At 36.4% G+C, this 12347-nt stretch carries 16 protein-coding genes; 12 read left to right on the top strand and 4 right to left on the bottom strand.

Annotated features, from left to right (window positions below; genetic code table 11):
• Positions 1–426: 426 nt before the first annotated feature.
• From pdhA to ACUL40_RS12030, 5 genes are all read left to right on the top strand, one after another.
• The gene (gene pdhA, locus ACUL40_RS12050) at positions 427–1542 is read left to right on the top strand and encodes a pyruvate dehydrogenase E1 component subunit alpha (protein WP_000536895.1); all 1116 of its coding nucleotides are present in this window, start codon (positions 427–429) and stop codon (positions 1540–1542) included.
• A 3-nt stretch (positions 1543–1545) separates the two neighbouring features.
• Positions 1546–2523, top strand: a complete 978-nt coding sequence (gene pdhB, locus ACUL40_RS12045; RefSeq protein ID WP_000068168.1) for a pyruvate dehydrogenase complex E1 component subunit beta — start codon at positions 1546–1548, stop codon at positions 2521–2523.
• A 93-nt stretch (positions 2524–2616) separates the two neighbouring features.
• A complete protein-coding gene (pdhC, locus tag ACUL40_RS12040) occupies positions 2617–3906 on the top strand; it encodes a pyruvate dehydrogenase complex dihydrolipoyllysine-residue acetyltransferase (RefSeq protein WP_000863419.1) in 1290 nt (429 codons plus the stop codon).
• 5 nt (positions 3907–3911) lie between these two features.
• On the top strand, positions 3912–5324 hold the full coding sequence (gene lpdA, locus ACUL40_RS12035; protein ID WP_000260104.1) for a dihydrolipoyl dehydrogenase: 1413 nt from the start codon (positions 3912–3914) through the stop codon (positions 5322–5324).
• A gap of 232 nt (positions 5325–5556) precedes the next feature.
• On the top strand, positions 5557–5784 hold the full coding sequence (locus ACUL40_RS12030) for a hypothetical protein (protein ID WP_000697469.1): 228 nt from the start codon (positions 5557–5559) through the stop codon (positions 5782–5784).
• Between the two features lies 1 nt (position 5785).
• On the opposite strand, the gene ACUL40_RS12025 is transcribed toward ACUL40_RS12030, so the two are convergent.
• Complete coding sequence (locus tag ACUL40_RS12025) at positions 5786–6178, bottom strand: DUF1885 family protein (protein ID WP_001163299.1); 393 nt, start codon at positions 6176–6178, stop codon at positions 5786–5788.
• Positions 6179–6308: 130 nt separating this feature from the next.
• Here ACUL40_RS12025 and ACUL40_RS12020 point away from each other — a divergent pair, with 130 nt between their 5' ends.
• The 4 genes from ACUL40_RS12020 to ACUL40_RS12005 all read left to right on the top strand — a co-directional run bounded on the left by ACUL40_RS12020 (position 6309) and on the right by ACUL40_RS12005 (position 7289).
• Entirely contained in the window at positions 6309–6605 is a 297-nt protein-coding gene (locus tag ACUL40_RS12020; RefSeq protein WP_000462038.1) for a DUF3055 domain-containing protein, read from the top strand.
• 194 nt (positions 6606–6799) lie between these two features.
• Positions 6800–6928, top strand: a complete 129-nt coding sequence (locus ACUL40_RS12015) for a GapA-binding peptide SR1P (protein WP_000536778.1) — start codon at positions 6800–6802, stop codon at positions 6926–6928.
• Between the two features lie 59 nt (positions 6929–6987).
• Entirely contained in the window at positions 6988–7116 is a 129-nt protein-coding gene (locus ACUL40_RS12010; RefSeq protein WP_000536803.1) for a GapA-binding peptide SR1P, read from the top strand.
• 44 nt (positions 7117–7160) lie between these two features.
• The gene (locus ACUL40_RS12005; protein WP_000536796.1) at positions 7161–7289 is read left to right on the top strand and encodes a GapA-binding peptide SR1P; all 129 of its coding nucleotides are present in this window, start codon (positions 7161–7163) and stop codon (positions 7287–7289) included.
• 36 nt (positions 7290–7325) lie between these two features.
• Here ACUL40_RS12005 and ACUL40_RS12000 read toward each other — a convergent pair whose 3' ends face one another.
• On the bottom strand, positions 7326–8156 hold the full coding sequence (locus ACUL40_RS12000; protein ID WP_074047439.1) for a protein-glutamine gamma-glutamyltransferase: 831 nt from the start codon (positions 8154–8156) through the stop codon (positions 7326–7328).
• A 75-nt stretch (positions 8157–8231) separates the two neighbouring features.
• Positions 8232–9704, bottom strand: a complete 1473-nt coding sequence (gene speA / locus ACUL40_RS11995) for an arginine decarboxylase (RefSeq protein WP_139245354.1) — start codon at positions 9702–9704, stop codon at positions 8232–8234.
• Positions 9705–10071: 367 nt separating this feature from the next.
• Here speA and ACUL40_RS11990 point away from each other — a divergent pair, with 367 nt between their 5' ends.
• On the top strand, positions 10072–10341 hold the full coding sequence (locus tag ACUL40_RS11990; RefSeq protein WP_000456562.1) for a UPF0223 family protein: 270 nt from the start codon (positions 10072–10074) through the stop codon (positions 10339–10341).
• 81 nt (positions 10342–10422) lie between these two features.
• Here ACUL40_RS11990 and ACUL40_RS11985 read toward each other — a convergent pair whose 3' ends face one another.
• A complete protein-coding gene (locus ACUL40_RS11985; protein ID WP_000155317.1) occupies positions 10423–11049 on the bottom strand; it encodes a YktB family protein in 627 nt (208 codons plus the stop codon).
• 206 nt (positions 11050–11255) lie between these two features.
• Here ACUL40_RS11985 and ACUL40_RS11980 point away from each other — a divergent pair, with 206 nt between their 5' ends.
• Together ACUL40_RS11980 and ACUL40_RS11975 are read left to right on the top strand one after the other, a co-directional pair.
• A complete protein-coding gene (locus ACUL40_RS11980; protein ID WP_001250165.1) occupies positions 11256–11444 on the top strand; it encodes a hypothetical protein in 189 nt (62 codons plus the stop codon).
• An 88-nt stretch (positions 11445–11532) separates the two neighbouring features.
• A complete protein-coding gene (locus tag ACUL40_RS11975) occupies positions 11533–12318 on the top strand; it encodes an inositol monophosphatase family protein (RefSeq protein WP_001158701.1) in 786 nt (261 codons plus the stop codon).
• The last annotated feature ends 29 nt before the right edge of the window (positions 12319–12347 follow it).

Raw genomic sequence — 12347 nt, 5'->3', positions numbered from 1 at the left:
AAAAGGAAGAGTAGTTTGTATATTTTTGTTACGAAGAGAGAAAAACTAAAGAGAATTAAATCGTTTACATATTATTCTAAGAGAAAAAATAAGTGAAAAAGGGAATAATATAACAGTAGGTCAATGCTTACTAATACAGATGTAAAAAATAAAAACACGTTTGTGTAGTAGAAACCTGCATATTATTTATAAAAAAACGTATTCAAAGTAATTGACATCGTAATTAGAATAGTTGTAAACTAAAAAACGTGATCAAGATTGTATTAATATGTTTCTGAAAAAACATTAGTACAGATTGTTAGGTACACAAAATTATTCTCAACCGACATACAAACATGTTGGTTTACATCGTTGCGCTTTTTAAACTGGAAAATAGCCAGTGAAAGCGTTTCAGAATATGGTTCAAGAGAGGAAGAGGTGAACGGAATGGGTACTAAAACAAAAAAGACCCTATTTAATGTTGATGAGCAAATGAAAGCTATCGCAGCTCAATTTGAAACATTACAAATTTTAAATGAAAACGGTGAAGTTGTGAATGAAGCAGCTATGCCTGAATTATCTGATGATCAATTAAAAGAATTAATGCGTCGTATGGTGTATACTCGCGTATTAGATCAACGTTCTATTTCTTTAAACCGTCAAGGACGTTTAGGTTTCTACGCACCTACAGCTGGACAAGAAGCTTCTCAATTAGCAAGTCATTTCGCACTTGAAGCAGAAGACTTCATCTTACCAGGATACCGTGATGTACCACAATTAGTATGGCACGGATTACCATTATACCAAGCATTCTTATTCTCTCGTGGACACTTCATGGGTAACCAAATGCCTGAGAATGTAAATGCATTAGCTCCACAGATCATTATCGGTGCGCAAATCATCCAAACTGCTGGTGTTGCGTTAGGTATGAAACTACGTGGTAAAAAATCTGTTGCAATTACTTACACTGGTGACGGTGGTGCTTCACAAGGTGACTTCTACGAAGGTATGAACTTTGCAGGTGCATTCAAAGCTCCAGCAATCTTCGTTGTTCAAAACAACCGTTATGCAATCTCTACTCCAGTAGAAAAGCAATCTGCAGCTAAAACTGTAGCACAAAAAGCAGTAGCAGCAGGTATTTACGGAATTCAAGTAGACGGTATGGATCCATTAGCTGTATACGCAGCAACTGCTTTCGCTCGTGAGCGCGCAGTAAATGGCGAAGGCCCTACTTTAATCGAGACTTTAACATTCCGTTACGGTCCACATACAATGGCTGGTGATGACCCAACTCGTTACCGTACAAAAGATATCGAAAACGAATGGGAACAAAAAGACCCAATCGTACGCTTCCGTAAGTTCTTAGAAGCTAAAGGCCTATGGTCTCAAGAAGTTGAAGAGACAGTAATCGAAGAAGCAAAAGAAGATATCAAACAAGCAATTGCTAAGGCTGACCAAGCTCCAAAACAAAAAGTAACTGATTTAATGGAAATCATGTACGAAAAAATGCCTTACAACTTAGCTGAACAATATGAAATCTACAAAGAAAAGGAGTCGAAGTAAGCCATGGCTCAAATGACAATGATTCAAGCAATCACTGATGCTTTACGCGTTGAAATGAAAAATGACCCTAACGTACTTGTATTTGGTGAAGACGTTGGTGTAAACGGCGGTGTATTCCGTGCTACTGAAGGTTTACAAGCTGAATTTGGTGAAGATCGTGTAATGGATACTCCACTTGCAGAGTCTGGTATTGGTGGACTTGCAGTTGGTCTTGCACTTGAAGGATTCCGTCCAGTTCCAGAAATCCAATTCTTCGGTTTCGTTTATGAAGTAATGGATTCAATTTCTGGTCAATTAGCTCGTATGCGTTACCGTTCTGGTGGACGTTGGACTGCTCCAGTAACAGTTCGTTCTCCATTCGGTGGTGGTGTTCATACTCCTGAACTTCATGCTGATAGCTTAGAAGGATTAGTGGCTCAACAACCTGGTCTAAAAGTTGTTATTCCATCTACTCCATACGATGCTAAAGGTCTTTTAATCTCTGCGATTCGTGACAACGATCCAGTTATCTACTTAGAGCATATGAAATTGTACCGTTCATTCCGTCAAGAGGTACCAGAAGGTGATTACACAATTGATTTAGGTAAAGCTGATATCAAACGTGAAGGTACAGATGTATCTGTTATCGCTTACGGTGCTATGGTTCACGCTGCATTAAAAGCTGCTGAAGAACTTGAAAAAGAAGGTATCTCTTTAGAGGTTGTTGACTTACGTACAGTTCAACCATTAGATATCGAAACAATCATCGCTTCTGTTGAAAAAACAGGTCGCGTAGTTGTAGTTCAAGAAGCTCAAAAACAAGCTGGTATTGCAGCTAACGTTGTAGCGGAAATTAACGACCGTGCAATCTTAAACTTAGAAGCTCCAGTTGTACGTGTTGCAGCTGCTGATACAGTATTCCCATTCTCTCAAGCAGAGAGCGTATGGTTACCAAACCACAAAGATATTGTTGAAGCTGTAAACAAAGTAATGAACTTCTAATTTTTAGCTTTTCATGTGCAAAAGAAATCAGCACATGCTGGTTTCTTTTGTACATATTCCATAATAATGAAATGAATCAGGGGGCTGAATTCCGTGGCATTTGAATTTAAACTACCAGATATCGGTGAAGGTATCCACGAAGGTGAAATCGTAAAATGGTTTATTAAACCAGGCGATGAAGTAAACGAAGACGATGTACTTCTTGAAGTACAAAATGATAAAGCAGTAGTAGAAATCCCTTCTCCTGTTAAAGGTAAAGTACTTGAAGTACTTGTAGAAGAAGGAACAGTTGCAATCGTAGGAGATACATTAATTAAATTTGATGCTCCTGGATACGAAAACCTTAAATTTAAAGGTGACGATCATGATGAAGCTCCAAAAGCTGAAGAAGCAGCAGTAGAAGCTCCAGCAGCGGAAGCTACTCCAGCAGCAACTGCAGAAGTAGTAAATGAGCGCGTAATCGCTATGCCATCTGTTCGTAAATACGCTCGTGAAAAAGGTGTAGACATTCATAAAGTAGCTGGTACTGGTAAGAATGGCCGTATCGTAAAAGCTGACATCGATGCATTTGCAAATGGTGGACAAACTGTAGCAGCAACTGAGGCTCCAGCAGCAGTAGAAGCTACTCCAGCAGCAGCGAAAGAAGAAGCACCAAAAGCACAACCAATCCCAGCTGGTGAATATCCAGAAACTCGTGAGAAAATGAGTGGTATCCGTAAAGCGATTGCGAAAGCAATGGTTAACTCTAAACACACAGCTCCTCACGTAACATTAATGGACGAAGTAGATGTAACAGAACTTGTTGCTCACCGTAAGAAGTTCAAAGCAGTAGCAGCTGACAAAGGTATTAAATTAACTTACCTTCCGTACGTTGTTAAAGCTTTAACATCTGCATTACGTGAATACCCAATGTTAAACACTTCTTTAGACGATGCATCTCAAGAAGTAGTTCATAAACATTACTTCAATATCGGTATCGCAGCTGATACAGACAAAGGTCTATTAGTACCAGTTGTTAAAGATACAGATCGTAAGTCTATCTTCACAATCTCTAACGAGATCAATGATCTTGCTGGTAAAGCACGTGAAGGTCGTCTAGCTCCAGCTGAAATGAAAGGTGCTTCTTGCACAATTACAAACATTGGTTCTGCAGGTGGACAATGGTTCACTCCAGTTATCAACCACCCAGAAGTAGCAATCCTTGGTATCGGCCGTATCGCTGAAAAACCAGTTGTGAAAAACGGTGAGATCGTTGCAGCTCCAGTATTAGCATTATCTCTAAGCTTTGACCATCGTTTAATTGACGGTGCAACTGCTCAAAAAGCGTTAAACCAAATTAAACGTCTATTGAATGACCCACAATTATTAGTAATGGAGGCGTAATAACAATGGTAGTAGGAGATTTCCCAATTGAATTAGATACAGTCGTTGTTGGTGCAGGTCCTGGTGGATACGTTGCGGCAATTCGTGCAGCACAATTAGGTCAAAAGGTAGCAATCATTGAAAAAGCTAACCTTGGTGGCGTATGCTTAAACGTTGGATGTATTCCTTCAAAAGCGTTAATCAATGCAGGTCATCGTTATGAGAATGCAATGCATTCTGATGACATGGGTATTACTGCAGAAAACGTAAAAGTTGACTTTACAAAAGTTCAAGAATGGAAAAACGGCGTAGTTAAGAAATTAACTGGCGGTGTTGAAGGCCTTCTTAAAGGTAACAAAGTTGAAATCATTCGCGGTGAAGCTTACTTCGTAGATGCTAATACATTACGCGTTATGACTGAAGATGCAGCTCAAACTTATACGTTTAAAAATGCTGTTCTTGCAACTGGTTCTACACCAATCGAAATTCCAGGATTCAAATACTCTAAACGTGTTATCAACTCTACAGGTGCTTTAAGCTTACCTGAAATTCCTAAAAAACTTGTTGTAATCGGCGGCGGTTACATCGGTATGGAATTAGGTACTGCATATGCTAACTTCGGTACAGAAGTTACTGTAGTAGAAGCTGGCGACGAAATCTTAGCTGGTTTCGAAAAAGCTATGAGCTCTGTTGTTAAACGTGCTCTACAGAAAAAAGGTAACGTAAATATCCATACAAAAGCTATGGCTAAAGGCGTTGAAGAAACAGAAACTGGCGTAAAAGTTAGCTTTGAAGTTAAAGGTGAAATCCAAACTGTAGAAGCAGATTACGTATTAGTAACTGTAGGTCGTCGTCCAAACACTCAAGAAATCGGTCTTGAGCAAGTTGGAGTTAAAATGACTGACCGCGGCATCATCGAAATCGATGAGCAATGTCGTACAAATGTACCAAACATCTATGCAATCGGTGATATCGTTCCTGGACCACCATTAGCTCACAAAGCTTCTTACGAAGGTAAAGTAGCTGTAGAAGCAATTAGTGGCCATGCATCAGCTATCGATTACATCGGAATTCCTGCAGTATGCTTCACTGATCCAGAATTAGCATCTGTTGGTTACACTAAAAAACAAGCTGAAGAAGCTGGAATGACTGTAACTGTATCTAAGTTCCCATTCGCTGCTAACGGTCGTGCATTATCATTAAACAGCACTGACGGTTTCTTACAACTTGTAACACGTAAAGAAGATGGTCTTCTTGTAGGTGCTCAAGTTGCAGGTGCAGGTGCTTCTGATATTATCTCTGAGATTGGTTTAGCTATCGAAGCTGGAATGACAGCTGAAGATATCGCTCAAACAATCCATGCTCACCCAACATTAGGTGAAATCACAATGGAAGCAGCTGAAGTTGCTCTTGGAATGCCAATTCACATTGTAAAATAATTTAAGTAATGTAAATAGCCCTTCTCTTATTGTAAGAGAGGGGCTATTTTTATTTTCATCAAATGACTTGCAAGGTCTTTAAACGTACTTGTCGAATGAATATATAATACTTTAACAAATGATTCCGGCTTAACTTACTTCAAAGGTAATATATATCATCCTATAATATGTAATTGATTCAAACGTACCCCCATATATTAATAAAATAGAGCATGTCAAAGGAGAAGGTTCCATGAAAATATTACATGTTATATTTTATCATTTACTACTATGGAGTGGCTTTTCCACTGTATTAACATTATCGAATGGTGATAAGTTTCATTATAAAGTTATTCTTTTTTTCGTATTTCTATATTTAGCCTATGTAATAGCATATTTTGTATTGCACGTAAGAAAGCAAGCTTTATTTCTTACATGTTCGAATTGTATATTATTTTTAATCATATTATCTATTTTTTAAATTAGCGTTTATAAAAATACATTGTTCGTCCATTAAATAATTGTAACTCTCCTTCTAATTTCTTCGCTAAAAAACGGCAAAATTCATTTGCTTTCCCTTTGTCACCAAATGTTGCATTAGGTGGTAAAGAAACTTGGATGAAAGATTGTTCATTTTCTATACCAACACCAATATAAATTGAGTCATACCGGTCGTGATTGGATTGAAGTTTTAATGTTGTTGTAGATGTATCTAAAATTTCATAAGGAAAAGCGGTATTTGTATACGTGTAATTAATTTGGGCACCAGTTTTAGAAGTAACTGTTTTATAATAATGAAAAAGTTGTTTTATATCATCTATTGAAACTGATTGTTGGTTGGATTTCGGTACAAGCGTAATAAAGGCGTGTTGCATATAAGTTCCCCCTAACTTAGTAGAATACTATCATTCTACATCCTACTGAATTTTTTGACAATTAAAAGGAGTATTACATGTTTTGTTTAATATACTATTAATGAAACGTGATGTAGAAAGGTGGAAACCAATGTTTGAAAAATTGTATGATGAGCATGAAAGTGTGAAGGTACGATTTTTAGGGTTTATGACACATGATACACGTTATGATTTTGGTGTTATTTATACAAATATGTTTTTTGGAAAGCCGCTCATTGTTTGTATGCAAACAGGAAGGTCTACTTTACTCGGACGAGATGATGTAGAGAATGTTCAATATATACAGGAGATTTTTAAATTAGGATCAGAAGAGGAAGCAAAGGAGTTAGCTCAGTTTTTCAAATTTCTAGTTCCGTCAACTTCTTTACATGCGGAATATGAAGAATAATTAATGTGAAACAGTCGTACTTATAAATATGGCTGTTTTTTATTTGAATATCGCATACTAATTTAAATTTAAAATATTTAATGTGTTATACTAAAAACCTATTGACGTAAAAAGTATAACATATTAAAATAAAGACAGAAAGTTAAGCGGTTACAAAAAGTTTTTGGGATTATAAACTTAGGGGGAAATGAAAAATGGGAACAATCGTATGTCAAGATTGTGAAGGTACAATTGCACACTTCGAAGATGAGAAAGTAACGGTACTTTACGGGAAATGTGGATCTTGCGGATGTGATCACACAGAGCATACAAAAGCCCAATAATTGATAGGAAATGGACAGCTAAAAGTTTTTAGGACCATAAACTTAGGGGGAAATGAAAAATGGGAACAATCGTATGCCAAGTATGTGAAGGAACAATCGGACATTTTGAAGATGAGAAAACGACGGTACTTTACGGAAAATGCGGAACAAATTGTGACTGTGCTAGAAAAGATAATGCGAAAGCTTAATGATAAATAAATAGATTACTATTGAAACTCAGGGGGAAATGAAAATGGGAACAATCGTATGCCAAGTGTGTGAAGGAACAATTGGACATTTTGAAGATGAAAAATCAACAGTACTATACGGGAAATGTGGATCTCATTGCGAATGTGACCATAAAGAACATACAAAAGCTTAATAATAAGAAAAAGCGCCTACATGTGTAGGCGCTTTTTTAATAAATTGTAGTTGTATGACCAACTGTTGCAACGATTGCATCATCCCTAATCGGAATAAAGCTTATGGAGGTCTGTGGTGTACTAGAAGAAGCGTATTGGCTCATTATACGACTATCGATACGGGTAATAGTATCGGTCAAGAAAGCTGAAATAAAAGCGTAAGGGACTCGTCGTTCATTTAATGAATAAATAATTTCTTCTTTTGTTTTTACACCTACGCCATGCCCGTAAAAAAAGAAATTTCCTAAATAGATTGTATTTTCTCCTTGCCATTCAATCGTAGCTGGATTTACTTGTGGGTTTTTAAAGTAAACGAGGTCACCTGGAACAAGATCGCCACCGTTTTTTGTTATGAGCCTTAGATCTTGGTCGTAGTCCCATGTATAAAGTAAAAGGTTTGCAAATAGATGATTGAAAGTTTCTTCCTCATACAATGATAGTAAAGCTTTATAAAAAATAATGATCATAGCGGTTGCGCATTCAGTTCCATATAGTTTTCCGTTTTTGAAAATATCCTGTATGGCAATAGAAGGTGGTATGTTTGGAAGAAGCTCGAATCCTCCAAGAGACGTTCTTTTCCAATACTGGGGGTTGCAAAAGGATTGCTGAAATGTACGAAACTGAAATCCACTTTGAAAAAGCTCTAGTGCAGAGATAATAATATTAACTCGTAAATTGAGATCAAAGCTGAGTTCATCAGCTGTTCGGAAGGAATAAACTTCTTGATTTCCTGCCATTATTGATAAAATTTGTTGTTTCTCTGCTGCAAATGGCTCGTATTCATTTGTAATATAAGGATGTACAATAGAACGGCCTATTACAATCATAATAGTATCCCCACCTATACGTTACATTCTTAAGTATCGTATGAAGAAAAGGAAAAAAGGTGAAAAAAAAGCCTATCAACTGATAGGCTTGTACTCTTTAATAACACGTAATGTTTGTAATGTCATATCTTCAGGACCTTGTACAGGTAAACCTGCTTCTAAGTTTTTACGAATATACTCTAAGTTTTCTTGTGTAATAATTTCCCCCGGAGTAAAGATTGGAATCCCTGGCGGATAAACCATAACAAAATCAGCTATAATACGACCCGCTGCATTTTCAAATGGAATGACTTCTGTTTCCGAATAAAAAGCATCTCGAGGAGAAAGTGCTAGCACTGGAATTTCTGGAATCTCTACTTGTACTTGAACACCTTTATCTGCCCTATTTCTAAATGTTGCTGCTAAATCTTGTAATGCTGCAATAAGTGTATTTGTATCACTTTCTGTATCTCCCAAAGTGATAAGACATAGTATGTTGTATAGATCTGAGAGTTCTACTTCAATGTTATATTGCTCTCTAAGCCATACTTCAGCTTGGTGGCCGGTAATACCTAAATCTTTTACAGATACAATTATCTTTGTAGGATCATAGTTAAAGGTAGCATCTGTACCTAACATTTCTTTTCCAGGACAGTAAAGATGCTCAATAGAATTTATAGCATCACGAACATGCTCAGCTAATTGTATTGTTTGTTCTATGAGTGCTGTTCCTTCTGTAGCAAGACGTTTTCTCGCGACATCAAGGGATGCTAACAAGATGTAAGAAGTTGATGTGGTTGTAAGCATGCTAATAATAGATTGGACATGCTTTACATTCACTAAGCCTTCTTTCACATTAAGAATAGAACTTTGAGTTAAAGAGCCTCCTAATTTGTGAACACTTGTTGCTGCCATATCCGCACCAGCTTGCATCGCTGACATAGGTAATTCATCGTGAAAATGAATATGAACACCATGAGCTTCGTCGACTAGTACAGGGATGTCATAAGAATGTGCTAATTGTACAATCTGTTCTAAGTCTGCAGCAAACCCAAAGTACGTTGGATTAATAACAAGTAAGCCCTTTGCATCTGAGTGCTCTTCAAGTGCTTTTTTGACAGATTGAATTGTGATTCCATGAGAAATACCGAGCTTCGGATCGATTTCAGGATGCATGAAAATCGGTTTTGCACCTGAGAAAATAATAGCTGACATTACTGATTTATGCACGTTTCGTGGTACTAGGATTTTGTCACCAGGACCGCAAACGCTCATCACCATTGTCATAATAGCGCCACTTGTACCTTGAATAGAAAAGAAAGTATGATCTGCACCGAATGCGACTGCTGCTAAATCTTGTGCTTCTTTAATCATACCTTTTGGATGATGTAAATCATCGAGTGGCGCAATATTAATTAAATCAATTGCTAATGCATTATGCCCAATAAATTCGCGAAATGTAGGATCCATGCCCTGTCCTTTTTTATGACCAGGAATATGGAATTGAATTGGATTTCGCTTACTGTGCTCAACTAAAGCGGTAAACAATGGTGTTTCGTATTGGGACAATCTATACACCCCTTCTTCTTCATAATATTTAGTGTAATTTGTTTTATATAATCCTGCTCTAAAAAAGTGTAGCCCTTTTTAGAATAAGGCTTGTTTTTCTGCCATTCAAAAAATCGTTTTTGAGATGGTAGCTTCACTTTATTTTCTATAAAACAAAAGCATTATATCACCAATAATTATAGATGTATAGAAAAAAATCTTTTTAAGGTGAGTATGTTTAATAGTTAGCCTCAACTAATGAATAGAGGAAGACAATTCCATTAAAATGAATAAATAGTGTATAATGCAGAGTGGCTATAATGAAGAATAAAATATTCTTTTTAAGATAGCATAATGAAACAAGAAGAAATGATAAATGAGGTGCAAAATGGAATATCAATATCCGTTAGATTATGATTGGTCAAATGAGGAAATGGTTACAATGGTGAAGTTTTATGAAGCGATTGAGAAAGCTTATGAAAAAGGAATTATAAGAGAAGAGTTAATGGGTTTATATCGTCGTTTTAAAGAGATTGTTCCATCGAAAGCAGAAGAAAAGAAAATTGATAAAGAATTTCAAGAAGTAAGTGGATACTCTATATATCGTGCTATTCAAAGGGCAAAAGAAGTCGAAGAACAAAAGCTTGTAAAAATGTAAAAAATATTTTGAAAAATAAAAACTGAAGTGATATAATGTGATAACAACTAAAAACGGACAATATAAATTGTCCGTTTTCTACTATCGATTACAAAGTGCATATAAAGGAAGGAGTGATTGCATCGTAGATTCAATCTTAGCAAGGAATTGTTCGTTGGTCATTGCTGAAAACTCCTCTGGTGATATATGAATACCAACTAATAATTCTGCTTTTTTTACAGTAGCTAATCGTTCAATCATCTTTTGTAAGTCTTCGGTTTCAAGTGTTTTATGTAATTTCACACTTGGTTTAGTATGGTCAATGGACCAAACGAAGTCATTTGGAATATTTGTTTTTAAATCATTTAAATGTTCTAAGAAGGCATGAGCCGTCTCAACTTTTTGTGGACACTCATAGATTAAACCAAAGTATATGAAGGCATGAGTACCCCATAAGCCGATTTGGAAATGCGGTAGCATTTTATATCCTCGTTTATTTGTTGAAAAAGCAACCCAAGTATCGTTTGGTGGATTGACTTTGCGGCGTGCGTGTTTTGCAACATGATAAAAAAAGTTCTCATCAGTTTGTTTGGATAAGTATTCTGCAAATTGTTCCCCTAAAGCTTCTAGCTTAGGATGAATGTTCGTTTTAATTGCACTCATTCGTTCTTCGAGACCATCAACTGTAAAGACATCAAAATCAGTTGACTTGAATGTTTGTATTGTCATGATTGTTCCTCCAACTCCTATTTTGCTTTTATTTTAGCATAGCTTGTACTATTCATAAAAAAAACAGCACAAAAAAATTTAAATAAAAAAATATAATTTTGTTGCATAGATGATTTATCCAACATAGTATAGTATAAAACAAAAAATCAGAAAATTGAATTAATTCTAGTCCGAGGGCAGACGAATATTGGGAGGAGGCAAATAATATGAGACAGGTGATTAATGCGTTAAAGAGAACAGATGCTGAAAAGAGAATACCGGTGCTACGTTTGGAGCTAGATTATGAATTAGCAACTTTATATGATGCGATGATGGAAGATGATAACCAGAAAAAAGAAGAGTGTGTACAAAAGTTAGAAGTATTAAGACTTGAAATGATTCGTTTAGAAGCGTAATAATAGTATATGTATAAAAAATTAGTTGGTGCGAACCTTATAAAGGGTTCGTTTTTTCTGTGAACAGTATAGATCGGAGTGTTTAAACATGCAAGAAGTATGGAAAGACATCGATGCACACGCCAAACGGTGGATTCGGGATGCAGGAGAGCATTTAATGGCATCAATGAAAAAAGCACTTATTATAGAAACAAAATCAAATGCAGCTGACTTAGTTACAAATATGGACCGAGAGATAGAACAGTTTTTAATTGGGAAAATTAAAGAAACATTCCCGAATCATAATATTTTAGGAGAAGAGGGTTATGGAGACGAGATAACGTCTTCTGACGGGGTTGTTTGGTTAATTGATCCAATTGACGGCACGATGAACTTTGTTCATCAAAAAAGAAATTTTGCGATTTCAATTGGGATTTATGAGAACGGTATCGGAAAGATTGGACTTATATATGATCCAGTGCATGATGAGCTATATCATGCAGTCAAGGGATCTGGAGCTTTTTGTAATGATATATCAATTCCTCCATTGGAAAAAGGAACTGTAGAGCAAGGTATTGTAGCTTTAAATGCGATATGGCTTACAGATAATCCATTGCTTAATATGGAAAGTATGATGGCACTTGTTAAGAAAGCAAGGGGCACAAGGTCATATGGCTGTGCAGCATTAGAGATGGTATACGTTGCAACAGGAAGAATAGATGCATATGTAACGCCGAGATTATCACCATGGGATTTTGGCGGAGGGCAGATAATTGTAGAAGAAGTTGGAGGTAAGGTGACGACATTCTCTGGAGCGCCACTTTCTATCATAGAGAAGAGCAGTGTGTTAGTTGCAAAACCAGGAGTGTATGAAGAAGTGTTATCGTTTATATGAGAGCAACAAAAAAAGTAAGAGGCTGTGTA

The organism is Bacillus sp. KNSH39, from assembly GCF_052656585.1.
The sequence above is the reverse complement of the archived record's forward strand: the minus strand, read 5'-3'. Positions and strand labels throughout refer to the sequence as shown.